This is a genomic window from Gillisella terrae, from assembly GCF_004801395.1.
Classification (GTDB): Bacteria; Pseudomonadota; Alphaproteobacteria; order Rhizobiales; family Rhizobiaceae; genus Allorhizobium; species Allorhizobium terrae.
Genome location: NZ_SSOA01000001.1, coordinates 328,470 through 351,974, shown reverse-complemented (window position 1 = coordinate 351,974; position 23,505 = coordinate 328,470). Strand labels below are relative to the sequence as shown.

Sequence of the window (23,505 nt, the reverse complement as noted above, 5' to 3'; positions counted from 1 at the left end):
ATGGAAAATTAGATTTTGTCGTTATGCTAATGATGGCTGTGATGGTAGTCAAAGCACCTCATGCGGAGATCACCATGCAGAATGCCTTTATTTCCGGCCTTTCACTGGGCCTCAGCCTCATCTTGGCCATTGGCGCGCAAAACGCTTTTGTGCTCAGGCAGGGTTTGCGTAAAGAACATGTCTTGGTTTTATGCCTCACGTGCGCAACCGCCGATGCCCTGCTGATTGCCCTTGGCATCTCAGCCCTTGCGCAAGCGAGTGCGATTTTTCCGGCCTTTGCATTGGTATTGCGCTATGGCGGCGCTGGCTTTCTGCTGCTCTACAGCTTGCGCCATGCCTATTCCGCTATCTATCACACCGATAGCCTGACACCCGCCAAGCAGCCCAAAACTGCGTTGGCCAAGGCCCTTGCCACTTGCCTGGCGCTGACGTTTTTAAACCCGCATGTCTATCTGGATACGGTCTTGCTGATCGGCTCGGTATCCAGCCGCTTTCCCGACCACCGCCTCGCTTTTGGCCTCGGCGCGGTAACGGCCTCCTATCTGTTTTTCTTCTCGCTTGGCTATGGCGCACGGCTCTTGGCTCCGCTGTTTGCAAAGCCGCAAGCCTGGCGGGTGCTGGATGGGGTGATTGCCTTGGTCATGGCATGGATTGCCATCAAACTGGTGTGGATGGCATAAAGCATAAGCCCTTAAATCGGAGTGGATTAAAGGCGAAAATGATGCAGCAGACTAAAGGTGTTACAGCGTCATTTGTGCGCAATGTATGGTGAGAGACGCTGCAAGACAATCAACGGGCTGGAAGCCTGCGGGCCTCCCACTGGCTTTTGGGAATCACACTGCCAATATTGAAGCGAAATGACGTGATTGTTGTGGTTTTGGCATCGGTTTCGCAATGATAGCTGACATCAAACCATTGGCCACGGCTGTGATAGGCGGCATCCGTCACATCCATCAGCTTTTCATCAATATTTTCAACTGTTTCGGCGGTCGGCGCAATAATATCGGGTACGGCTCCGGGCACATTACGGCGAATTTGCTCCAACATTTCGATGCTGCACATCTGCACCACACGCCGCTTTGGCGGCAGCTTGCCCAAGGCCTCCTTGATACGCGGATCAGACAGCGTGTCCTTGGAATAAATCCGCTTGGCCGGTTTCAGGCTGGCAATGGTGGTAAGCTGCTTTGGCTTTGGCGCAGGCGTTGGCACAGAAGCGGTCGGCACGCCAACGTTCGCACCTTCGCTGACAGGGGCGCGCTGCTCGGTTACAATGCCGCCGCCCGCTTCTTCGGCTTTGTCAGCCACCTTTGGGCGCGCATCAGGACCAAGCTCCGGCGGGGCAATATCCTTCAACACACTTGCCTCTTTTGCAGGCTCTTGTTTGTTGGGATCGCCCGCCACGGCTTTATCCTCACCCTGCTTTTCCGCCGTATTGGTCTTTGCCTCTTCCTCTGCTGGCTGCTCTGATGGCGGCGGCGCGGGCGCATCCTCCTCTTTCGGCGCGGTCTCGTCCTTGGGAGCCGATTCAAAGGCATTCGGCACTGATTCGGGCGGTGGTGGCGGCGGCAAAGTTTCCGTTGGCCTCAACTCCGGCGCAGGCACAGGCTTGGGCTGCGGCTTTTCCTCCGGCTTGGGCTCAGATTTAGGCTCTGGCTTAGGTTCAGGTTTGGGCGCGGGTTTTTCCTCAGGCTTTGGCTCATCCTTCTGTTTTTCCTCAGGTTTTTCTGGGGGCTTTTCTTCTGGCGGCGGCTCAATCGAAACATTGACCACCTCCTCCTTGGGAACCTCAGGAGCGGTTATCGGCCAATTCCACAAAAAACTCAGAAGCAAAAAGACATGCAAAAGCACCGAGGCACTAACACCCCAGATCAAACGCTTCGGCACAGGCTTGTCTCTGTCTTTCATTGCCGCAGCAATACACGGCGAAACCGCAACTCGCAAATGCCCAAATCATCAAAGGCAGCAATCATACCAGCGACTTCCCAATTGACCGAAAAAATGACACCAGGAGGGATACAAACGATGCTTAGCCGGTGCTTACACGCCTTTTTATTTGCAATTGTGATTTATCGGAAACCAAACTCGTCTTTTAAAATTCTAAAAAGCTGCTCAGCAGATTTTCGATCAAATTGAACGGTTTGACTCTTCTTCCCAGGAATTTTTCTTTCCAGACTTCCGTAGGTGTCAATTTGCAAAACCAACCTCTCATCTTGACCAAATACTGAGTACGTCCCGGACACCTCGCCGTGAAGCGCGTTACGCTCCATGTAGATACGTTCTAATTCTTTTACGAAAACCATTTCCCACCTCGATCAAATCTACATCACAGCACAGTGCCACTAATATGGCGAACAGCTCTGTATCCCACATCTCAAAATCATATTTACCCCGAAAAAGAATAAGGGGGCCAACAAAAAACCCGGCGTTTCCGCCGGGCTTTCAAATCTCACATCGCCAAAAATCTTAGCTGTCCAAGAAACTACGCAGTTTGCGCGAGCGGCTTGGGTGCTTCAGCTTGCGAAGCGCCTTGGCTTCGATCTGGCGGATACGTTCGCGCGTCACCGAGAACTGCTGGCCGACTTCTTCCAGCGTGTGGTCGGTGTTCATGCCAATGCCGAAGCGCATACGCAGCACGCGCTCTTCGCGCGGTGTCAGCGAGGCCAGCACGCGGGTGGTGGTTTCGCGCAAGTTGGCCTGAATGGCGGCATCGATGGGCAGAAGGGCGTTCTTGTCTTCGATGAAATCGCCAAGATGTGAATCTTCCTCGTCGCCCACAGGGGTTTCGAGCGAGATTGGCTCTTTTGCGATTTTCAGAACCTTGCGCACCTTTTCCAAAGGCATGGCCAGCTTTTCGGCCAATTCTTCCGGCGTTGGTTCGCGGCCAATTTCGTGCAGCATCTGGCGCGATGTGCGAACGATCTTGTTGATCGTTTCAATCATATGCACCGGAATACGGATGGTGCGCGCCTGATCGGCAATCGAGCGGGTAATGGCCTGTCTGATCCACCATGTGGCATAGGTAGAGAACTTGTAGCCGCGCCGATATTCGAACTTGTCCACCGCCTTCATCAGGCCGATGTTGCCTTCCTGAATAAGATCGAGGAACTGCAAACCGCGGTTGGTATATTTCTTGGCAATCGAAATAACCAGACGCAGGTTGGCCTCGACCATTTCCTTCTTGGCAATGCGGGCTTCGCGTTCGCCCTTCTGCACCATGGAAACGATGCGGCGGAATTCGGCAACCGAAATGCCGGTTTCTGTGGCCAGATTCTGGATTTCCTGACGGATTTCCCGGATCGTGTTGTTTTCTTCGCGGGCGAAATCCTTCCAGCCACGGGCAGAAAGATTGGCAATCGACTTCATCCAGTTCGGATCAAGTTCGGCGCCCTGATATTGCTCCAGGAAGCTGTCGCGCTTCACGCCATAGCTTTCAGCAAGGCGCAGCAGGCGGCCTTCGTTCTGCATCAGGCGCTTGGAAATATCGTAAAGCTGTTCAACAAGGCTATCGATACGGTTCTGGTTCAAAGACAGCGATTTAACCGCCGTGATCAGCTGATCTTTCAGCTCCTTATAGCGGCGCTCCTGCCCGGTGGACAGCGTGCCGGTGCAGGCCAGACGGGCTTCAACCTGCTGATCCTGAAGCTTGCGCAGCTTGCGATAGGTATCGGCGATCAGGTCGAGCGTTTCCATCACCTGCGGGCGCAGCTCGGCTTCCATGGCGGCCAGCGAGAGGTTGGACTCGTCTTCGTCCTCTTCCTCTTCTTCCGGCATAGGCATATCGCCGCCGACATTGGTAATGTCGTCGTCGCCACCGCGTGGGCGGCGGTTCTTTTCTTTTTCCTCGGCAGCCTTGCGGTCGGCCTCAATCTTTTCGGGGCTCTGGAACTGCGGAGCCGCCTTGGCCTCAGGACCGGAATAGGTGGTCTCAAGGTCAATGATTTCGCGCAGCAGCGTTGTGCCTTCGTTCAGCTCATCGCGCCAGATAATCAGGGCCTGAAAGGTCAACGGGCTTTCGCACAGGCCCGAAATCATCGTTTCGCGGCCGGCCTCGATGCGCTTGGCAATGGCGATTTCGCCTTCACGCGACAAAAGCTCCACCGAGCCCATTTCGCGCAGGTACATACGCACCGGATCGTCGGTACGGTCCGTTGGCTCTTTTTTCTTGGTGGTGGCCACGGCATTGCCGCTGGTGGTTGCCAGCTCACCGCCTTCGCCGTCAGCAGCGTCGTCGCCGTCGCTGTCTTCCGCAGCCGGGTCTTCCACGTCTTCGTCTTCAACGACGTTGATGCCCATGTCGGACAGCATGGACATGGTGTCTTCGATCTGCTCCGAGGTTACTTCCTCAGAGGGCAGCACCGAATTCAGCTCGTCCATGGTGACATAGCCGCGCTTTTTGGCGACCTTGATCATCTTTTTGACAGCGTCGTCCGAAAGATCGAGAAGCGGGCCATCGGTTGCGCCATCGCGCTCGTTGTCGGCTTCTTCGTTTTCCTTGACCTTAGTTGCCATGTATCTCGTCGCTTTCCCTGACGCTTCAATTTTCTGCAACAATGCCAGACCCTTTATCGCCCAGCCTGTCGCAGATCACTGCTGATGACCTACCGCGTTTTTCTTAAATCATCGAAAACCGCTCTTCGCAATTTCAAGCGGAAAACTGATTAGCGCGTTTCCCGAAATTGCTTTTTCATTCCGCAACCTCGGACGGAAAACCGCCTAACACTTTTCCTGAGATTGCTTTTTCATTTCGCAATCTCGGACGGAAAACCGCCTAACACTTTTCCTGAGATTGCTTTACGAAGTGATCCTTAATTCCCGATTAACCACAGTGGCCGCAGCCAAATGTGATACGATTACACAAATAGGCAACGAAGCCCGCCGGACTCAAACCCAGCGTGACTTGCGTCACCTTTTATCTTCCCGAGGTGATTCCCACAAATTAGCGCCACGTCAAGCCCTTTAACGTTCACCAGCCTGTTGAAACCGTAAAAAAACGACTCCAGCATCGTTTTAAACTTCTTGTACCGTTTGCTAAAAGTTAGGCAATAATCGCGCCGTTGCAAGAGGGGCGATCGATATTGATGATAACAATGCGCAAACTCAGCCATTATTTGTTGCCGTAAGCTGGCCCCTTGACCCGGCCGGACATGACCCCGAAGCCATCAATAATCGCTTCCTGATTTTCCATCCGCACGATTTCCAGCTGCACTTCCTGCAAGGCAGCCAGCAAGGTGCCGATGCCGTTATCATCACCCGCTTCGGTCGCCTCGGCAATTTCTCGCTCCAGCTCAATGCGCTGACGCCTGAGCGCTTTTGAGCGCTTATACAATGACAAAGCCTGAATATAGCATTCGCGCGCGTCTTCCAGCGCAGCAACTGTGGTTGCCGTCCACAGGCGCGCATTGCGGATTTGTTGATCCAGCGCGGTAAGAAGGGAGTCAAATCCCTCGGCGGCCAACCTCTCGAACAAAGCCTCCCGGCTCAACCATGCGCCGGTATCGGCCACCGCCGTCAAAACAGCCGGCCACAGCCGTTGCAAATCGCGGCTATCAAAATCGATCACAGAAATTTCATCGTAATCTTCCTGCAACAATTGCGGATGATTGACGATGGTGAGCGCCAAAACGCTTTCTCGCAAGGTCGGTTGATCATGATTGCGGCTGACAATGCCAGAGCGCGTCAGGCGATCCGATGGCTGCATGGAACCGCGTGGGGCAGATCCGCGGAAACCACCCTGCCCCGCGCCTGAACCATTGCGCGGCCCGCCGCGTGCAGCCGGGCCACCGCGTTCATAATTGCCACGCCCGCCGCGCGCGCCGCTCTGGCCCTGAAAGAAGGCGTACAGACGATCTCTCACATTTTGCTGATAATGCTTGCGCACATTTTCATCGGCAATCACGGTGACAATCTGCTTCAGACGCGCTTCCAGCTCGGCCCGCTGCTCAGGGGTTTCAAACCGGCCCTGCCCAACCTCCTTGGTCCAAACCATATCATCCAGCGATCGCGCCTCTGACAGCACCCGATCAAACGGAGCGCGGCCTTCGTGTTTCACCAGATCATCAGGGTCTTTGCCATCCGGCAGCATGGCAAAGCGCACGCTCTTGCCGGGCTTAAGATGCGGCAGCGCCAGATCAACAGCGCGAAAGGCCGCCCGCTGGCCCGCGCCATCACCATCAAAACACAGCACCGGCTGCGGCGTCATTTTCCACATCAGTTCAAGCTGATTTTCCGTCAGTGCGGTGCCAAGCGGGGCGACCGCATTTTCAACGCCCGCCTGATAGAGCGCAATCACATCCATATAGCCTTCCACGGCAATAATGGTGCCTGCCCCATCGGCTCCCTGCAAAGATCGCCGAGCGCGGGAAAAATTATAAAGCACGCTGCCTTTGTGAAACAGCTCCGTCTCGTTGGAATTGAGGTATTTGGCGGGCGCATCCGGCGACATGGCACGACCGCCAAAGGCAATCACCTTGTCGCGCGATGACAGAATCGGAAACATGATGCGGTCGCGAAAGCGATCGTAAGACACCGGAATGTCCGGCCCATGCACCACCAGTCCGCAGGCTTCAATCTGCTCCTTCGGCACGCCTTTGGAGGCCAGATATTCCTTCAGCGCATTGCGGCTTTCCGTGGCATAGCCCAGCCGAAAAGTCTCAATGGTGCGGCCAGAAAGCCCACGCTCGCGCAGGTAAGCCCGCGCTTTCGCGCCGCTTGCTGATTGTAGCTGATCCTGGAAATATTGGGTTGCCAGCTCCATCACATCTTGCAGGCTGGTGCGTTCGCGCTCGCGCTCCACCTCGCGCACATCGGCTTTCGGCATGGCAACGCCCGCCATATCGGCAATGCGCTCAACAGCCTCTGGAAAATTCAGCCCTTCGAGATCGGTCAGAAAGCGAAAATGATCGCCAGACACGCCACAACCAAAGCAATGATAGCGGCCTTTGCGGTCTTCGCAGTGAAAACTTGGGCTTTTTTCGCCATGAAACGGGCAGCAGGCCCAATAATCGCCGCGCGACACATTGGTCTTCTTGCGATCCCAAGACACGCGCGAGCCTATCACGGCCGAAATCGGCACGCGGTCACGGATTTCATCAAGAAAATCGTTCGAAAAGCGCATGAGCTACCTTTTAGGATGATCAGCCTATATAGGCGCAGGCGGCATTGAACGCCATGGGCTTGTGGAGATGTGCCCGTTATTCACAGCGGATTGACAAAGACATACATCTGTATATACAAATTACTTTACCCCATCGGAAATAAACAATGACGATCGAAAATGAATTTAAGGCGTTCGAATGGGACGAGACAAAAAATAAAACCAACATACTAAAACATGGAATAAGTTTTATAAGTGCTGCGGGGGCATTACAAAGACCGCATGTAAAGACAACCTCTGACAGAGATGGAGAAGCCCGAACGTTGGCAATCTGCCCCGACACACTGAAGCTTATTGCTGTGGTGTACACCATGAGAGGTGATGTGTGTCGGATTATATAAGCACGGGCTGCAAGGAAAAATGAGCAAAGAGCATATCGTCAGATATACGGCTGAAGAGATCAACCAGAAAATTGCACGCGGCGAAAGCCTCACCGACTGGGCGCGCGTCAACGCCAAAACCGATGAAGAGATCGAGCGCGACATGCGCGACGATCCTGACTGGTGTGATTTTATCGATGTGGATTGGTCAAAGGCCGAACTGGTCATTCCGCACAGGAAAAAGGCCATCTCCATTCGGCTGGATGACGATATTATCGAATATTTCCAGTCAACCGGCAAAGGCTATCAGACCCGGATCAATGCCGTTTTGCGCCATTTTGTGCGGGAGCAAACGGCGGGGAAGGATAAAAGCTAACGCCGCCCGTGGGCGGCGTTGCGCATTTCTACACGATCATTTCGTCAAAAGCGCTTTCACCACACCAGACGCCTTGGCAAAATCCATCTGGCCAGCGTAGCGTTCTTTCAAGGCAGCAACCACCTTGCCCATGTCGCGCATGCCTTCAGCGTTGATCTCTGCAATCACGCTAGCCACCGCTTCACGTACCTTCTCGTCGCTCATCTGCTCCGGCATGAAGGTCTTGATGATGGCCACTTCCTCGCGCTCTCGCGCGGCCAGCTCAGGGCGGGCGTTGTCTTCATAAATTTTGGCTGATTCTTCGCGCTGTTTGACCAGCTTGGCCATCAACTGCAAAACATCTTCATCGCTCAATTCGCCCTTGCCCTCGCCACGGTTGGCAATATCGCGATCCTTGATGGCGGCCTGCACCAGGCGAATGGTGGAGAGTTTGCGGGTGTCCTTGGCCTTCATGGCTTCCTTGAGAGCGGCGGTCAGATCCTCACGTAACATGTCTTTTCTCCTTGTTGGGCGGCCCTAAAGACCAAAGCGCCAGATCGATCGAATTTGACGGTGGTGATACCCCCGTCCGCTCTTTTGCGCAATGCGGGCGGGCTTGAACATATGCGGGAAAAGCGCGCTTTTAGCAGAGGAACAATTGACCTGCCCCATACTTGTCGTCTATGAACCATCGCCTGCACAGACATTGAGATCAGGTTCCGTAACGCGCAAGCATTGGCTGCGCGACGACACTTGGCACACATATAAGGCCTCGCGCCGCCGGTTTTGATCCGCCGGGGCAAGCGGCTGGAAAAGGAACGGATATGACCGAAACATCCTCATCAACCACCGCCCCATGGACAACAGCCAAGCCCACAGCCCTTCTTGTTCTGGCCGACGGAACTGTGATTGAAGGTCAGGGCGTGGGTGCCACCGGCACCGTTCAGGCCGAAGTCGTGTTCAACACTGCCCTGACCGGTTATGAGGAAATCCTCACCGATCCTTCCTATCTCGGCCAGATCGTTACCTTCACTTTCCCCCATATCGGCAATGTCGGCACCAATGAAGAAGACATTGAAGACCTGACACCCGCTGCCCGTCACGGTGCAGTTGGCACCATCTTCAAAGCCGATATAACCGAGCCATCCAATTTCCGTGCATCCAAACATCTCGATGCATGGCTGAAAGCCCGTGGCATCATCGGCCTGTCAGGCGTGGACACTCGCGCCCTGACCGCATGGATCCGAGAAAATGGTGCGCCAAATGCTGTGATCGCTCATGATCCCAATGGCAATTTCGACCTTGATGATTTGAAGGCCAAGGCAAAAGCATGGAGCGGCTTGGAAGGTCTTGACCTTGCCAAGGTAGCAAGCTCCGGCCAGTCGTCGGTGTGGAATGAAAAGCCATGGGTGTGGAATGAGGGCACAAGTGAATTGGCGGCTGCCGATGCGGTCTATCACATCGTTTGCATGGACTTTGGCGTCAAGCGTAACATCCTGCGCCTGTTCACCGGCCTGAACTGCAAGGTCACGGTTGTGCCTGCCAATACCAGTGCGGCTGATATTATTGCGCTCAAGCCCGATGGCATTTTCCTCTCGAACGGCCCTGGCGATCCAGCCGCGACCGGCGAATATGCGGTTCCAGTGATTCAGGAGCTGATCAAGACCGATATTCCAATGTTTGGCATCTGCCTTGGTCACCAGATGCTGGGTCTTGCGCTGGGTGCCAAGACCGAGAAGATGCATCAGGGCCATCATGGCGCAAACCATCCGGTCAAGGATTTCACCACCGGCAAGGTGGAGATCGTGTCGATGAACCACGGCTTCGCGGTGGATTCCAAGTCTCTGCCAGAAGGTGTTGAAGAGACTCACATTTCGCTGTTCGACAACACCAACTGCGGCCTGCGTCTGACCGGCAAGAATGTATTTTCGGTCCAGCATCACCCGGAAGCATCGCCCGGCCCGCAAGACAGCCACTACCTGTTCCGCCGCTTCATTAACATGGTGCGTGAAAACAAGGGCGAAGCGGCTTTGGCTGAGCGCTGAGACAGCATTTAGTTTGATAAAAAACATAAGCCGACCAATCACTTGGTCGGCTTATTTGATTCTGAATCAAAATATGAAGACGCTTACGTGGCTTTTGCCATTTTGCTGCGGCCATAGCGATAGCTCCACACCATCAGCAAGCCAAAGCAGGCTATCCACATCACTTCGCTGACGGGCAGAAACACATCCACAGGCATCAGAGGAATGAGCACAAGGCGCGCAATCGCCTCACTCATCAAGCCGATGCACCACACTGCCGTGATCATGCGCATGGCTTTTCGAAATTGCGGTGTGGTTTGCCAGAGGGTTTCGGCGCGGGCGCGTCCTTCCGCATAACTGGATTCGAGATAGAAGATCAGGGGGCGCTTGGCAAACAGTGACAGCCCGAACACCAGCCCAATACAGCCAGTGATTAACGACCCCTTCGCCAATGCCAGATAGGCGCTGTTGAAATAAAGGCTGGCGATGAGCGAAGCCAATGTGGCCGAGAGGGTCAAAATGCCAATGGCCTGAATGCGGCGACTGCGCACAAACGCAATCACAATGGAGCCTATGGGGAAAATTGCTCCGACGGCAAGCGCTGTAACCGTTGGAACGCCCTGCGACGTTAAATACAGAAAGGTGAGATAGGGTAGACCCGCACTCACCAGAATATCTTTCCACATGAAAGCTATCCTTTAAATGGCGGCCACCCGCATTTCATGGCGAAGCCGCAGAATAAAACGAAGGCCGAGCATGATCGCAGCACTAGACAAGCCGATCAAAAAGCCAAACCACACACCAAGTCCGCCAAGCCCCAGCGGAAAAGCCATGATCCAGGCCAGCACAAAGCCAATGGGCCAATAGGAAATCAGCGCCAGGATCATCGGTACTCTGGCATCCTTCAGGCCCCGCAACAAGCCCGCCGCAATAGCTTGCATGCCGTCCACCAGCTGAAAAATACCGGCAACGACCACCAACGGAGCGGCATAGTCCAAGACAGCAGCGGCATCGCCCCGGCCGCGGTCCAGAAAGAGACCACTCAACTCGTTGGAAAAGAAAAAGAACAAAAGCCCGCCGCAAATCGAAAGCGCGGCTGCAATGCACACCACGGCAATAGAGGCCCGCACCACATCGGCATAATCGCCGCGCCCATGGGCCACGCCGACCCGCACGGTGGCCGCCTGCGCAAGCCCAAGCGGAACCATGAAAGCAATGGAGGCCAATTGCAGCGCAATGCCATGGGCGGCCAGCTCAATGGTGCCAATTGAGCCCATCAGCAGGGAGGCCGCGGTAAACAGACCCGCCTCGGCAAGCACCGTCACGCCAATCGGCAGACCAAGGTGGATAACATCATGCAGCGCATCCCAATCGGGTCGCCAAAAACGTACGAACAGCTCATATTTGCGGGTCATGCTGTTAAAGTGCAAGTAGGCAGCCATGGCCAGCATGGCAAATATATTGACCGTGACGGCAACCCATGCAGCCCCCAGAATGCCAAAGGCCGGGAAGCCAAAATGCCCCAGCACCACGCAATAGGCCAAAGCGGCATTGAGCAGCAGCGTCGCAATGGTGATGTAGAGCACAATCTGCGCCCGTCCGATGGCACTCACCAGCGCCCGCATCACTGCCACCACAAGGGCCGCAGGCAGACTGATCCACATGATGCGGATATAGCTTGACGCCAGTTCGGCGACATGCGGCACCTGCCCCAGGGCCAACAGCACCGCGTGCGAATAATGGAACAGCGGCCACATCAAAACGCTATAGGCCAGCGACACCCACAAGCCCATGCGGATCGAGCGGCGGGCCAGACGCACATCGCCTTTGCCATAAGCATTGGCCACCATGGGCATAACGGCGATGGCAAAGCCGGAGCCAAAAATAAACACCGTGAAGTAAAACTGCCCGGCCAAAACCAGAGCCGCCAGCGCTTCGGCCCCCAGACGACCCACAATCACCACATCAGTGGTGTGGATTGCCAATTGGGCGAGCTGCGCGCCTACCAATGGAATCCCCAACGCCAGCGTTGCGCGAAAATGGCTGCCCCAACCAGCAGCGTTGCCGCCGGCTTTTGCAAGTGAAACCTGGTTCATGATTGCTTCCAAAACGAAAAATGCCGCGCTCAAAAACAAGGCAAACGGCTATTTATGCAGCGATACGCCATCAAGTGGGATGTTTCAACCACAAGCCAACTCAGGTCAGATGTTTTCGCAATCGCATCACATTTATTGATGGATAAAACCGACGAACAGACTTATGGCACCTCTCACCATGTATGGCGCATAAAGGACGCAATAACACTATAAATCTGCGGCATAATTTTCGCCTGAAATCGATTCCGATTTAAGGAATCGTGTAGTAAGCACCCGTTTGCCCGTCCCGCTCATCAAGTGCCGCATCTCAAACGGGGCCGGAAAAAGTATCACATGCCTCCATCCGGCCTTGGTCAAAGCCGCGCTTGAACCATTTCATCCGCTGGGCCGATGTGCCGTGATTGAAGCTTTCGGGCACGACATAGCCTTGGGCGCGCTTTTGCAGCGCGTCATCGCCGATCTGCTGGGCAGCATTCAGGGCTTCCTGCAAATCGCCTGCTGACAGCAAACCCTTTTCATCCGCCTTACGGCCCCAAATCCCTGCGAAGCAATCGGCCTGCAACTCCACACGCACCGACATTTTATTGGCCTGTACCGGGGTCATCGTTTGACGCATCTGGTTGAATTTTGGCAAAACGCCCGTGAGGTTTTGCACGTGATGGCCCACTTCATGGGCAATCACATAGGCTTGGGCGAAATCGCCAGAGGCTTTGAAGCGGCGCGAAAGCTCGGTGAAAAACGCCGTATCGAGATAGACCCTTCGATCTCCGGGGCAATAAAAAGGCCCGGTCGCAGACGATGCCGTGCCACAGGCAGACGGATATTGCCCGGAATAGAGGCGCAGCTTGGGCATGTCATATTGGCCACCATGGGCCTCGAAAATATCCGTCCAGACGTCTTCTGTGGAGGCCAGCACGCGCTGCACGAAGACTTTCATCTCCTGCTCAGAGCCAGACACATTGGACTGCTGCTGATAGGATGGCGATGCTCCGCCGCTGCCGTCATCCAACACTTGCGCCAAATCGATGCCCATAGCACGAAGGCCAAAATAGATCAGTGCGAGAATAACGATGGTCGAAAGGCTTAAACCGCGCCCGCCACCGCCGCTGGGAAAGCGAATTCCGCGCTGTCTAAAACCACCTCGGCCAAAGCCGCCTCTGGCACTGCCACGCACATCTTCAACATTGTCAGATTTTCGATGTCCATCCAGTTCCATGGCCGCCCCCACCGACAGAGCCGCATAAAAGCGGCGCTGTCAGACACCTTTACGATTATCCGGACAGAAACACATTGCCAGACAGATAAGTTCCCGGCCTTGTTTCAGCACCGACGTTAACTGTCGGCGTAGACATAGGCTCCGCCTCGCGTCAGCGCCCTCTGATAGGCTGGACGCGCACGGATCGTGTCCATATAGCGCCGAACGGCTTGAACATCGCCAGTCTGATCCATGCGGGTCATGCCCGCTTCCACCGGAAAACTCATGGCAATATCGGCGGCTGAAAACGCACTTCCGGCAAACCAGCCATCGCGAGAGAGTTCGCTGTTCCAAAAGGCGAGATGGTCAGCCAGTTGTGGATCAATCAGCTTGCGCTGCACGCTGTCGGAAATGACCTTGCCCACCGAGCGCAGGAAGATCGGCATCTGGCTGGGCAGGCGCAGAAAAATCAGCTTTAACAGCAACAGCGGCATGGCCGAGCCTTCGGCATAATGCAGCCAGTAAATATAGCGCAGACGCTCATCGGTGCCGCCCGGCGGACGAAGCTTGTGCTCTTTATCATACATGCCAATCAAATATTCGATAATCGCACCGCTTTCGGCAATCACCCTGCCCTTATCCTCAATCACCGGAGATTTGCCGAGGGGATGAATCGCCTTCAGCGTCGAAGGCGCGCGCATATCGGCACCGCGCTTATAGGTCTTGATATCATACTCAAGCCCCAACTCCTCCAACAGCCAGAGAATACGATGCGCTCTGGAATTTTCGAGATAATGAACGGTAATCAAATCAGGCACACCTTCAATGGAATTGATCTTTCGGCTCTATTTTAACACGAACACATCATCAATCTTTCAGTGCTACAATTTGTCAAGAAAAAGTGCTCGCGGTCTTTCTGAGCAGACAAACAAAACAAGAATTCTCTTGTCTGTCATGCTCAATCTCCACCTGACAGACAGACCAGAGCGCATAGACGGATCCAAAGCCAGATTTAAATCGCCAGCACCTTGATGATATTTCGCGATAAACCAAGATTTTTACTGATAGCTCTCATTGCGACCTCCTATGCCTTGATGGTGCCGCTGTCGCTGGCAACCGCGGTGACAATCGATGTCTATCAGTGGCTCTTAAGCCTTTCGCCGTTTTTGCTTTCGTGCCTCACACTTGCAGCCTTTGCACGCCACAAGCGCTATCTGCGCATTTCATCGATTGCAGAGTGCTTTCTCTTTGGCGTGCTGCTGGGCTTGCCCATTCTGTTTTCCACCTATGCCGCCATGAAGCTGGACAGGCCGCTCGCCGATGCCTGGTTGCACCAGATCGATCAGGCCGTGGGGCTGGACTGGTGGGGCTTTATCCGCATGGTTGATCACCACTCTCTCCTCGCCTGGAGCCTTGGCATTGCCTATCAGAGTTTCGGGTTTCAATTGATGGGGATTGCAATGGTTCTTTGCGCCGTTGGGCAAAAAGATCGCGGCTACACGATGATCCTCTGCTTTGGGGTTATCGGCTATTGTGCAAGTATTATTGCCATATGGTTTCCCGCCCAAAGTGCGTATGTCACTTATCAACTGGCAAACCATCCGCCGCTGCACATAAACACATCGTTGGGCTACGGCTTTCTCGAGCAGTTTCATGCCGTACGCAGCCAATCCACTTTCATGCTGGAAACCAGCAAAGCGGCGGGCATTCTGACCTTTCCATCGGTTCATGCCGCCTGTGCCGTGCTCTATTCTTGGGGTGCGTGGTCTATCAAGCCAGCGCGCTACCCCATTCTTGGTCTTAATATGATGATGGCCGTGTCTGCCATGTCCCATGGCAGTCACTATTTTATCGATATTCCGGCCGGTTTTATGCTCGCAGCCTGTGTGATTGCCTTTGTTTCTGCGGCAACCGCCAGCAGCCTCAATCCAGCACAACCAGCTCTTCAAAATGATGCATATCTTCAAAGGCGCAAAAGGCGGGCGGATCAAGCTCAATGTGATCAAACCGGGCGCGCAAGTCATCCCGAACTTCAGCCAGCATTGATTGCCATTGAAACAGCGCCTGCTCACTCAAAGGCCGGATGACATAGGCAAAGGTGATGTGAAATTCATAGCTGTCGTGATCGGGATGGCGATAGCCAAACAGATCGGCCAGCCGATTGCGCCATTCCGCCATGGCGGCACGATCCGCTGCGGTGACACCATCCATTTGCAGGCCGGTGGGCAGCATATGGGTAACATGCACCCGAAAGCCTGGGCCTTTTCGGAAATGCTCAAGCCTTTGAGCCAGAATTTCGGTCATGTCATCAATCGGTGTTTCCAGCGGAATATCGGATGGCCAAAAGGGAAGTTCGCGCCGATATTCGATAATGCCCTGAAACAAGGTCATGTGCAGGCTGGATTCTGCGGTAAAAGCCAGTCGATCAGCCTCCGGCATAGTCATATAGCGACTGCGGGCATTGCGGATTGCCTGGCAGCTTGGCGACCCATTCGTCAAATGGCACACAATCGTATTGCCCGGTTCTGGTAGAAACTTTCCGTCCTGATTGAAGCGAATACCGAGATGACGAGATGGGCCAGCGCCCTCCGTTTCGGAAAAAGGAACAAGAGCAGGCAACAATTGGGTGTGGGGCATAGGCAGATCTCCGGTCAGAATGTCGCAGAGTTAACGCTGTGCCTCGCAACAGTTTCGTGACAACACCTGCTGAATTTCAAAAAATCCCCCCTCAAAAGTGGGGATTTCGCATCACCTGAAAAACTGTTCACTTATCCTTATGAAAAGATGAAATCGGGGGTTCCGCTTTGGCCAAGAATTCCCTATAAGCCGCTTCTAGCCTGAAATGACCATTGATCTGCGCCCGGCCGGTGAGCCCATCACCTTGGCCGCTTTTTGCGCAGGATGAAGAGAACGGATAGAGACCATGCCAAAGCGCCAAGACATAAAATCCATCCTGATCATCGGCGCAGGTCCGATTGTCATCGGACAGGCATGCGAATTTGACTATTCCGGCACTCAGGCCGTCAAGGCGCTGAAGGAAGAGGGCTACCGGGTTATTCTGGTCAACTCCAACCCCGCCACGATCATGACCGATCCGGGCCTTGCTGACGCCACCTATGTTGAGCCGATCACGCCGGAAGTGGTTGCCAAGATCATTGCCAAGGAACGGCCTGACGCGCTCTTGCCCACCATGGGCGGCCAGACGGCGCTGAACACTGCGCTTTCCTTGAAGCGCATGGGCGTGCTGGATCGCTACAATGTTGAAATGATTGGCGCAAAGCCTGCCGCTATCGACATGGCCGAAGACCGCGCTCTTTTCCGCGAGGCCATGGCCCGCATTGGCCTTGAAACGCCAAAGTCGCTTTTGGCCAACGCCACCGAAATCAAGGATGCTGACCGCAAGACCCATGAAGCTGAGCGCGAAAAGCTGAAGGCTTCTCTGTCTGGCGATGCGCTGGACAAGGCTTTGGATGAGCTGGAAAACCAGTGGAACCTTGGCGAAACCGACCGCAAGCAGCGCTACATGGCCCATGCCATGGCGATTGCCGCTCAAGCGCTGGATGTTGTTGGTCTGCCTGCGATTATCCGCCCCTCCTTTACCATGGGCGGCACCGGCGGCGGTATTGCTTACAACCGCTCGGAGTTTTTCGAGATCATCAACGGCGGTCTCGACGCTTCCCCCACCACCGAAGTGCTGATTGAAGAATCGGTTCTCGGCTGGAAGGAATATGAAATGGAAGTGGTCCGCGACAAGGCGGACAATTGCATCATCATCTGCTCGATTGAAAACATCGACCCAATGGGCGTGCATACCGGCGACAGCATCACCGTTGCCCCTGCCCTGACTTTGACCGACAAAGAATACCAGATCATGCGCAATGCCTCGATTGCGGTGCTGCGCGAAATTGGTGTTGAAACCGGCGGCTCCAACGTGCAGTTCGCGGTCAATCCCAAGGATGGCCGTCTGGTGGTGATTGAAATGAACCCGCGCGTATCGCGCTCGTCGGCGCTGGCTTCCAAGGCCACGGGTTTCCCGATTGCCAAGGTCGCGGCCAAGCTGGCAGTTGGCTACACGCTGGATGAGCTGGACAATGACATCACCGGCGGTGCAACACCTGCGTCGTTCGAGCCATCGATTGACTATGTTGTCACCAAAATTCCGCGCTTTGCCTTTGAAAAATTCCCCGGTGCCGAGCCAACCCTGACCACAGCGATGAAGTCGGTGGGCGAAGTCATGGCCATTGGCCGTACCTTTGCAGAATCGCTCCAGAAGGCCCTTCGCGGTCTGGAAACCAACCTGACCGGCTTGGACGAAATTGAAATCCCCGGCCTCGGTCAGGGTGATGACAAGAACGCCATTCGCGCTGCCATCGGCACACCAACGCCAGATCGTCTGCGCATGGTGGCGCAGGCGCTTCGCCTCGGCATGTCGGAAGAAGAAGTGCATGAAGGCTGCAAGATCGACCCTTGGTTCATCGCCCAGTTGAAGGCGATTACCGATCTTGAAGCCCGCATTCGCGAACATGGCCTGCCAACCGATGCTGAAAACCTGCGCAAGATCAAGGCCATGGGCTTTTCCGATGCCCGCCTCGCCAGCCTGTCGGGCAAGCGCCCCAAAGAAGTGGCAGAGCTGCGCAACGGTCTGGACGTGCGCCCAGTCTTCAAGCGCATTGATACCTGCGCTGCCGAATTTGCCTCGCCCACTGCTTACATGTATTCGACCTATGAGACCCCGTTTGTGGGTGCAGCCCGATCAGAGGCGCAAATCTCGGATCGTAAGAAGGTGGTTATTCTCGGCGGTGGTCCAAACCGGATTGGTCAGGGCATTGAGTTTGACTATTGCTGCTGCCATGCCGCCTTCGCGTTGAAGGATGCTGGCTTCGAAGCCATCATGATCAACTGTAACCCGGAAACCGTCTCCACCGACTACGACACCTCAGACCGTCTCTATTTTGAGCCGCTGACGGCTGAAGACGTGATCGAAATCCTGCGCGCCGAGCAGGAAAAGGGTGAAGTTGTTGGCGTGATCGTGCAGTTTGGTGGCCAGACGCCGCTGAAACTGGCCGAAGCGCTGGAAAAGAACGGCATTCCGATCCTCGGCACAGCACCGGACATGATTGACCTTGCCGAAGACCGCGACCGCTTCCAGAAGCTGCTGATGAAGCTGGACCTGACCCAGCCCAACAACGGCATTGCTTACTCGGTTGAGCAGGCCCGCGTCATTGCTGGCGAAATCGGCTATCCGCTGGTGGTGCGCCCATCCTACGTGCTGGGTGGCCGCGCCATGCAGATCATCCACGATGAGAGCATGTTGCAAACCTATCTGCTCGATACGGTTCCCGGCCTGGTGCCGGAAGCCATCAAGCAGCGGTATCCGAACGACAAGACCGGCCAGATCAACACGCTTCTCAGCAAGAACCCGCTGCTGTTCGATAGCTACCTCACCAACGCCATCGAAGTGGACGTGGATGCACTGTGCGACGGCGAAAATGTCTTCGTATCGGGCATCATGGAGCATATCGAAGAAGCCGGTATTCACTCCGGTGACTCGGCCTGCTCGCTGCCATCGCGCTCCTTGAGCAAGGAAACCCTGGACGAGCTGGAACGCCAGACCGCCGCCATGGCCAAGGCGCTGAACGTTGGCGGCTTGATGAACGTACAATATGCCATCAAGGATGGCGTGATCTACGTTCTTGAAGTCAACCCGCGCGCTTCGCGCACCGTGCCGTTTGTCGCCAAGACCATCGGCGCGCCGATTGCCAAGATCGCCGCCCGCATCATGGCTGGTGAAAAGCTGGATGCCGCGATTGCCGCCTATGGCAAAAAGCCGGACCCACGCAACCTGAACCATATTGCCGTCAAGGAAGCCGTGTTCCCGTTTGCTCGCTTCCCCGGCGTTGATACGCTGCTGGGTCCGGAAATGCGCTCCACCGGCGAAGTCATTGGTCTGGATAGCAATTTTGCACTGGCCTTTGCCAAGAGCCAGCTGGGTGCCAATGTGGAACTGCCGCGCGACGGCACCGTGTTTGTCTCAGTGCGCGATGACGACAAGACCCGCGTTCTGCCCGCTATCAAGCTGCTGGTCAGCATCGGCTTCAAGGTTCTGGCAACGGGCGGCACGCAGCGCTTCCTCGCCGAGCAAGGCATTGAAGCCATCAAGATCAACAAGGTGCTCGAAGGCCGACCACACATTGAGGACGCCATCCGCAACCGTCAGGTCCAACTGGTGATCAACACCACCGACTCAAACAAGGCGATCTCGGACAGCAAATCGCTGCGCCGCGCAGCTCTGATGCAGAAGGTGCCATACTACACCACAATGGCCGGTGCCTTGGCGGCGGCCGAAGCCATTCAGGCTCTCAAAAACGGTCAGCTGGAAGTGCGTCCGCTGCAGAGCTATTTTTGAGATAGCCATCGCTGAACGGCGGCCTCACATGTGCTAAAACAGCAGCCTGCGATCAAAACCATGATCGCAGGCTTTTTTGTGGGAACATTCAGCCGTCTCCATCATTGGCTTCCCAGAGCTTTTACGGAAAACGTCAATTCCGCCTTTCCGAGAAGACACAGGAAATGGGGGCGACATGCACGATATGATCATGCGCGTTGGGCAAGCGCTGTTGATGGCCTTAGGCATGGCCTGGAAAACCGGCTGGACACTCTGTCTTGGTTTTGTGATCTCATCCGTTTTACAAACCATTGTACCCGCCGCCAAAATGCAACGTTACCTTGGCAAGGGCAGTGCAAAAGAGGTGGCCTTGGCCAGTGCCGCAGGTGCGGCCAGCTCGTCATGCTCCTATGCGTCTGCCGCCATCATGCGCACGCTTTTCAAAAAAGGAGCTGATCTGGTCAACGCTCTCGCCTTTCTGGTGGCCTCCACCAATCTCGTTCTCGAACTTGGCATTATCCTACTGATCCTGATGGGGTGGCAGTTTATGGTGGCAGAATGGGTCGGCGGCCTCGTTATGATCGCCCTCATGACGCTTCTGGTGAAACTAACCCGCCCAACCAAGCTGATCGAAGAAGCAAGACAGCACGAGGAATCCGGCAAGGGCCATGAACATGGCTCCATGGTGGTTGAAGGTGAGACATGGAAAGACCGGCTGAAGAACCAGCAAACACCGGTTCGGGTTGCTCAAAATTTTGCAATGGAATGGTCCATGCTCTGGAAAGACCTGGTCGCAGGCTTTTTGATTGGTGGTTTCATTGCCGTGTTCGTGCCTGATAGCATTTGGCAGGCGCTGTTTCTGACGCAAGAGCCCGGCTGGGTACAGGTGGGGACCAACGCCCTGATTGGACCGGTTGTGGCAATGCTGACCTTTGTCTGCTCGATCGGCAATATTCCGCTGGCCGCCGTGCTGTTTGCCGGTGGCGCATCCTTTGGCGGCGTTCTGGCCTTCATCTATGCCGACCTGTTAATTTTGCCGTTGATTGATGCCTACAGGCGGTATTTTGGCTGGAAAATGGCGCTCTATATGGCCGCAGCCTTGTTTTCGGCAATGGCTGTCAGCTCCCTGCTGATGGAGTTGGTGTTCTCATCTCTGAATCTCGTGCCACAACCCTCAGGTGATATACGCGCTCAACTCACACAGTTTAGTATCGACTACACATTTTGGCTCAATCTGATGTTTGGTGCTGGTGCCATCTGGCTCTTTTGGTTGAACTATAAAAACCCCATGCATCATGGCCATAGTGCACATCATAGCCATCACCATGGCTCAGAAGACCACTCGGATAACCACAATCATTAGAAAAATCAGAACCTTATCGATACACACACGAAGAGGTTTGTGACCAACTCTGGCTGGTTTCGAAATATCTGGAAATTGCCTGTGACAATCTGCTATAATACCGGCAGTTTGATTTGTGGCTGGTTCCGTGGCTTTGCTTCGGGACCTGTTTTATTTTCATGTCCACCTATTTGGGCATGAAAGGTGAAGGAAGAGGACATGGTTGAAAAGGTACCAATGACACAGAGTGGATTCTCCAAGCTTCAGGAGGAATTGCGCTGGCGTCAACAAGAAGAACGTCCTCGGATTATTGAGGCGATTTCTGAAGCGCGCGCCCATGGCGACCTTTCGGAAAATGCCGAATATCATGCTGCCAAAGAGGCCCAGAGCCATAATGAAGGCCGTATCTCCGAGCTGGAAGACCTGATTGCCCGCGCCGAGGTGATTGATCTGTCGAAAATGTCTGGCAGCAAGATCAAGTTTGGCGCAACCGTCAAGCTGGTGGACGAAGATACCGAGGAAGAAAAGAGCTACCAGATCGTTGGCGATCAGGAAGCCGACGTCAAGGCTGGCCGTATCTCGATCTCCTCTCCCATTGCCCGCGCCATGATTGGCAAGGAAGTGGGCGATAGCATTGAAGTTGTCGCACCCGGCGGCTCCAAGGCTTACGAAGTTATTGCGGTCAATTGGGGTTAAGCCAATTTCCACCCCAATGTCGAGCAAAGTGCAGCTTCGCAATATCCTGATCATCGCGCCCAATTTCAAAAAGCGCCTGTCTGGTGTCACCTCCACTCTGGTTCAATTGATTCCAGAGCACAGGCGGCGCGGATTGGGTATTGCGACGCTCGGTCCCGGCCTGCCAGATGACATGCCCGCCATGTCCTACTGGCAGTTGCCGCTGTTGTGGAAGCGCCCGCAAAGCGCATCGCACCGGGTCTGGCACGCGCGGCGCAACAATGAAATGTTGGCGGGCCTGATCCTGCGTGATGTGTTGCGCATGCCGCTCAAGCTGCTGTTTACCTCAGCCGCCCAGCGTCATCACAGCAGCTATACCCGCTGGCTGATCTCAAAGATGAATGCCGTGGTTGCCACAAGCGGTCGCTCCGGCTCCTATTTGAAAGTGCCGCATACCGTTATTCGTCATGGTATTGATACCGCACTGTTTCATCCGCCAACCGGCCAGGATGATACAATCTCGGCCACCCATCTGCCCGGTCGCTATCTTGTCGGCTGTTTTGGTCGCGTGCGCCACCAGAAAGGCACGGACCTCTTTGTCCGCGCCATGATTGAGCTTTTGCCGCATCATCCGGATTGGACTGCCGTGATCTCGGGCCGGGTGACCCCGGAACATGCCGCCTTTGCCGATCAGCTCAAGGCCGATGTCGCACAGGCCAACCTGTCGGATCGCATTGTTTTTCTGGGCGAAGTTGCCGATATCAAACCGTGGTATCGCCGCCTGAGCCTTTACGTTGCTCCTTCGCGCAATGAAGGGTTTGGCCTCACGCCGTTGGAGGCCATGGCCTCACAAACCGCCGTTGTTGCATCCGATGCCGGGGCCTATGCAGAATTGATCGATGAGGGCAAAACCGGCTCGGTGGTGGCGGCTGGCGATTATGACGCCTTGCGCAATGCCATCGACCCTTATCTGGCCGATCCACACATGGCGCATCAGCACGGGCTGGCCGCGATCACGCATGTGTCAGAACATTTTGCGTTGAAAAACGAGGCAAAATCGCTTGAAAAGGAATACGCTGCCTTGCTCAGGACCGACTTGGGCACGACCTGCGTATTTTAAACCTTTCAAGGACACCATTATTATGCAAGTGCTGATCATCAATCTCGACCGATCCACGGATCGCCTTGCGTTTCAGCACGCGCAAATGGCAGCACTCGGATTAAGCTACACCCGCATCCCGGCAGTCAACGCGCAGGATCTGACCATTGACGAGGCCGATCCCTATTGGAACCGTTGGGAACGGCCAATGCGTCTTTCCGAGAAGGCGTGTTTTCTCAGCCATCGCGCGGTTTGGACCCAAATTTCGCTGAGCGATAAACCCGCTCTGGTGTTGGAGGATGACGCGGTTCTCGCAACCACAGTCCCGGCCCTGCTTGCGCAGGTGGGCAAGCGTCAGGATATTGATCATCTGACCCTTGAAACCCGTGGCCGTAAAAAGCTGATGGCGCGAAAGCCAAGGTCTGATTCCATTATCACAAGGCTTTATCAAGACCGATCTGGGGCGGCGGCCTATGTTTTGTGGCCAGCGGGAGCCAAAAAGCTGCTGGCCAGGACAGCACGGCAGGCCGCCATTGCCGACGCGGCCATTTGCGCAACTTATAACCTGCGCTCCTTTCAGGCAGAGCCCGCGTTGGCTGTGCAACTGGACTTCTGCGCCCATTACGGGGTCGCAGTACCACTACACACCGCAACATCCATCAATGAAAGCAGACCGAAATCGAGCAGCGCCTTTATGCTGCGCCGTGTGATTGCGCAAATGCGCCAAGGGGTTCGCCAGCTCACGCACTTTGGCATTGCCGCGCATCGTCACGCCACCCTCAATCCTGCCGATTTTGCCTATATCGGCCAGCTTAATCTATCGGCGACCACCAAGCTCGCCGTGTAATTGAGCGCTGGATG

At 55.0% G+C, this 23,505-nt stretch carries 19 protein-coding genes and 1 pseudogene; 10 read left to right on the top strand and 10 right to left on the bottom strand.

Going from position 1 to position 23,505, the window contains the following annotated elements:
- Positions 1–74 precede the first annotated feature (74 nt).
- Positions 75–680, top strand: a complete 606-nt coding sequence (locus E6C51_RS01655) for a LysE/ArgO family amino acid transporter (RefSeq protein ID WP_190234811.1) — start codon at positions 75–77, stop codon at positions 678–680.
- 109 nt (positions 681–789) lie between these two features.
- Here the strand turns inward: E6C51_RS01655 and E6C51_RS01650 are convergent, their stop codons facing one another.
- From E6C51_RS01650 to dnaG, 4 genes are all read right to left on the bottom strand, one after another.
- A complete protein-coding gene (locus tag E6C51_RS01650; protein ID WP_190234810.1) occupies positions 790–1,905 on the bottom strand; it encodes a DUF930 domain-containing protein in 1,116 nt (371 codons plus the stop codon).
- A gap of 161 nt (positions 1,906–2,066) precedes the next feature.
- Complete coding sequence (locus E6C51_RS01645) at positions 2,067–2,300, bottom strand: methionyl-tRNA formyltransferase (protein WP_230987014.1); 234 nt, start codon at positions 2,298–2,300, stop codon at positions 2,067–2,069.
- A 163-nt stretch (positions 2,301–2,463) separates the two neighbouring features.
- Positions 2,464–4,509: an RNA polymerase sigma factor RpoD gene (gene rpoD, locus E6C51_RS01640; protein ID WP_146933387.1), complete on the bottom strand. Its 2,046-nt coding sequence runs from the start codon at positions 4,507–4,509 to the stop codon at positions 2,464–2,466.
- A gap of 595 nt (positions 4,510–5,104) precedes the next feature.
- The gene (gene dnaG, locus E6C51_RS01635) at positions 5,105–7,114 is read right to left on the bottom strand and encodes a DNA primase (RefSeq protein ID WP_190234809.1); all 2,010 of its coding nucleotides are present in this window, start codon (positions 7,112–7,114) and stop codon (positions 5,105–5,107) included.
- A 146-nt stretch (positions 7,115–7,260) separates the two neighbouring features.
- On the opposite strand from dnaG, the gene E6C51_RS01630 reads away from it, so the two are divergent.
- Both E6C51_RS01630 and E6C51_RS01625 read left to right on the top strand, forming a co-directional pair.
- On the top strand, positions 7,261–7,494 hold the full coding sequence (locus E6C51_RS01630) for a BrnT family toxin (RefSeq protein WP_146933382.1): 234 nt from the start codon (positions 7,261–7,263) through the stop codon (positions 7,492–7,494).
- A gap of 19 nt (positions 7,495–7,513) precedes the next feature.
- On the top strand, positions 7,514–7,849 hold the full coding sequence (locus tag E6C51_RS01625; RefSeq protein WP_146933380.1) for a BrnA antitoxin family protein: 336 nt from the start codon (positions 7,514–7,516) through the stop codon (positions 7,847–7,849).
- A gap of 36 nt (positions 7,850–7,885) precedes the next feature.
- Here E6C51_RS01625 and E6C51_RS01620 read toward each other — a convergent pair whose 3' ends face one another.
- A complete protein-coding gene (locus E6C51_RS01620) occupies positions 7,886–8,341 on the bottom strand; it encodes a GatB/YqeY domain-containing protein (protein WP_190234808.1) in 456 nt (151 codons plus the stop codon).
- A gap of 311 nt (positions 8,342–8,652) precedes the next feature.
- On the opposite strand from E6C51_RS01620, the gene carA reads away from it, so the two are divergent.
- Positions 8,653–9,873, top strand: a complete 1,221-nt coding sequence (gene carA / locus E6C51_RS01615) for a glutamine-hydrolyzing carbamoyl-phosphate synthase small subunit (RefSeq protein ID WP_190234807.1) — start codon at positions 8,653–8,655, stop codon at positions 9,871–9,873.
- Positions 9,874–9,956: 83 nt separating this feature from the next.
- Here the strand turns inward: carA and E6C51_RS01610 are convergent, their stop codons facing one another.
- The 4 genes from E6C51_RS01610 to E6C51_RS01595 all read right to left on the bottom strand — a co-directional run bounded on the left by E6C51_RS01610 (position 9,957) and on the right by E6C51_RS01595 (position 13,952).
- Positions 9,957–10,538, bottom strand: coding sequence for a VC0807 family protein (locus E6C51_RS01610; RefSeq protein ID WP_190234806.1), 582 nt, complete (start codon positions 10,536–10,538; stop codon positions 9,957–9,959).
- A 12-nt stretch (positions 10,539–10,550) separates the two neighbouring features.
- A complete protein-coding gene (locus E6C51_RS01605) occupies positions 10,551–11,948 on the bottom strand; it encodes an MATE family efflux transporter (RefSeq protein ID WP_146933372.1) in 1,398 nt (465 codons plus the stop codon).
- Between the two features lie 307 nt (positions 11,949–12,255).
- Positions 12,256–13,164, bottom strand: coding sequence for a KPN_02809 family neutral zinc metallopeptidase (gene ypfJ, locus E6C51_RS01600; RefSeq protein WP_190234805.1), 909 nt, complete (start codon positions 13,162–13,164; stop codon positions 12,256–12,258).
- A gap of 116 nt (positions 13,165–13,280) precedes the next feature.
- Positions 13,281–13,952, bottom strand: a complete 672-nt coding sequence (locus E6C51_RS01595; protein ID WP_190234804.1) for a glutathione S-transferase — start codon at positions 13,950–13,952, stop codon at positions 13,281–13,283.
- Between the two features lie 222 nt (positions 13,953–14,174).
- On the opposite strand from E6C51_RS01595, the pseudogene E6C51_RS20110 reads away from it, so the two are divergent.
- Positions 14,175–15,026 (top strand): annotated as a pseudogene (locus E6C51_RS20110) (phosphatase PAP2 family protein); the annotation flags it as partial.
- Between the two features lie 40 nt (positions 15,027–15,066).
- Here the strand turns inward: E6C51_RS20110 and E6C51_RS01590 are convergent.
- Positions 15,067–15,780 carry a DUF1868 domain-containing protein gene (locus E6C51_RS01590; protein WP_190234803.1) on the bottom strand — a complete coding sequence of 238 codons (714 nt, stop codon included), beginning with the start codon at positions 15,778–15,780 and terminating at the stop codon, positions 15,067–15,069.
- A gap of 286 nt (positions 15,781–16,066) precedes the next feature.
- Between E6C51_RS01590 and carB the strand changes: the two genes are divergently transcribed.
- The 5 genes from carB to E6C51_RS01565 all read left to right on the top strand — a co-directional run bounded on the left by carB (position 16,067) and on the right by E6C51_RS01565 (position 23,491).
- Positions 16,067–19,549, top strand: coding sequence for a carbamoyl-phosphate synthase large subunit (gene carB, locus E6C51_RS01585; protein ID WP_146933362.1), 3,483 nt, complete (start codon positions 16,067–16,069; stop codon positions 19,547–19,549).
- A 175-nt stretch (positions 19,550–19,724) separates the two neighbouring features.
- Positions 19,725–20,891 carry a permease gene (locus E6C51_RS01580; RefSeq protein ID WP_190234802.1) on the top strand — a complete coding sequence of 389 codons (1,167 nt, stop codon included), beginning with the start codon at positions 19,725–19,727 and terminating at the stop codon, positions 20,889–20,891.
- Between the two features lie 198 nt (positions 20,892–21,089).
- On the top strand, positions 21,090–21,566 hold the full coding sequence (gene greA / locus E6C51_RS01575; RefSeq protein ID WP_146933358.1) for a transcription elongation factor GreA: 477 nt from the start codon (positions 21,090–21,092) through the stop codon (positions 21,564–21,566).
- 16 nt (positions 21,567–21,582) lie between these two features.
- Complete coding sequence (locus E6C51_RS01570; protein WP_190234801.1) at positions 21,583–22,665, top strand: glycosyltransferase family 4 protein; 1,083 nt, start codon at positions 21,583–21,585, stop codon at positions 22,663–22,665.
- Positions 22,666–22,687: 22 nt separating this feature from the next.
- A complete protein-coding gene (locus E6C51_RS01565) occupies positions 22,688–23,491 on the top strand; it encodes a glycosyltransferase family 25 protein (RefSeq protein ID WP_190234800.1) in 804 nt (267 codons plus the stop codon).
- Positions 23,492–23,505 lie beyond the last annotated feature (14 nt).

Excerpts from the sequence above, each read along its gene's own strand:
- E6C51_RS01655 (WP_190234811.1), top strand. The coding sequence starts at position 75 with ATGCAGAATGCCTTTATTTCCGGCCTTTCACTGGGCCTCAGCCTCATC.
- E6C51_RS01650 (WP_190234810.1), bottom strand. The coding sequence starts at position 1,905 with ATGAAAGACAGAGACAAGCCTGTGCCGAAGCGTTTGATCTGGGGTGTT.
- E6C51_RS01645 (WP_230987014.1), bottom strand. The coding sequence starts at position 2,300 with ATGGTTTTCGTAAAAGAATTAGAACGTATCTACATGGAGCGTAACGCG.
- rpoD (WP_146933387.1), bottom strand. The coding sequence starts at position 4,509 with ATGGCAACTAAGGTCAAGGAAAACGAAGAAGCCGACAACGAGCGCGAT.
- dnaG (WP_190234809.1), bottom strand. The coding sequence starts at position 7,114 with ATGCGCTTTTCGAACGATTTTCTTGATGAAATCCGTGACCGCGTGCCG.
- E6C51_RS01630 (WP_146933382.1), top strand. The coding sequence starts at position 7,261 with ATGACGATCGAAAATGAATTTAAGGCGTTCGAATGGGACGAGACAAAA.
- E6C51_RS01625 (WP_146933380.1), top strand. The coding sequence starts at position 7,514 with ATGAGCAAAGAGCATATCGTCAGATATACGGCTGAAGAGATCAACCAG.
- E6C51_RS01620 (WP_190234808.1), bottom strand. The coding sequence starts at position 8,341 with ATGTTACGTGAGGATCTGACCGCCGCTCTCAAGGAAGCCATGAAGGCC.
- carA (WP_190234807.1), top strand. The coding sequence starts at position 8,653 with ATGACCGAAACATCCTCATCAACCACCGCCCCATGGACAACAGCCAAG.
- E6C51_RS01610 (WP_190234806.1), bottom strand. The coding sequence starts at position 10,538 with ATGTGGAAAGATATTCTGGTGAGTGCGGGTCTACCCTATCTCACCTTT.
- E6C51_RS01605 (WP_146933372.1), bottom strand. The coding sequence starts at position 11,948 with ATGAACCAGGTTTCACTTGCAAAAGCCGGCGGCAACGCTGCTGGTTGG.
- ypfJ (WP_190234805.1), bottom strand. The coding sequence starts at position 13,164 with ATGGAACTGGATGGACATCGAAAATCTGACAATGTTGAAGATGTGCGT.
- E6C51_RS01590 (WP_190234803.1), bottom strand. The coding sequence starts at position 15,780 with ATGCCCCACACCCAATTGTTGCCTGCTCTTGTTCCTTTTTCCGAAACG.
- carB (WP_146933362.1), top strand. The coding sequence starts at position 16,067 with ATGCCAAAGCGCCAAGACATAAAATCCATCCTGATCATCGGCGCAGGT.
- E6C51_RS01580 (WP_190234802.1), top strand. The coding sequence starts at position 19,725 with ATGCACGATATGATCATGCGCGTTGGGCAAGCGCTGTTGATGGCCTTA.
- greA (WP_146933358.1), top strand. The coding sequence starts at position 21,090 with ATGGTTGAAAAGGTACCAATGACACAGAGTGGATTCTCCAAGCTTCAG.
- E6C51_RS01570 (WP_190234801.1), top strand. The coding sequence starts at position 21,583 with ATGTCGAGCAAAGTGCAGCTTCGCAATATCCTGATCATCGCGCCCAAT.
- E6C51_RS01565 (WP_190234800.1), top strand. The coding sequence starts at position 22,688 with ATGCAAGTGCTGATCATCAATCTCGACCGATCCACGGATCGCCTTGCG.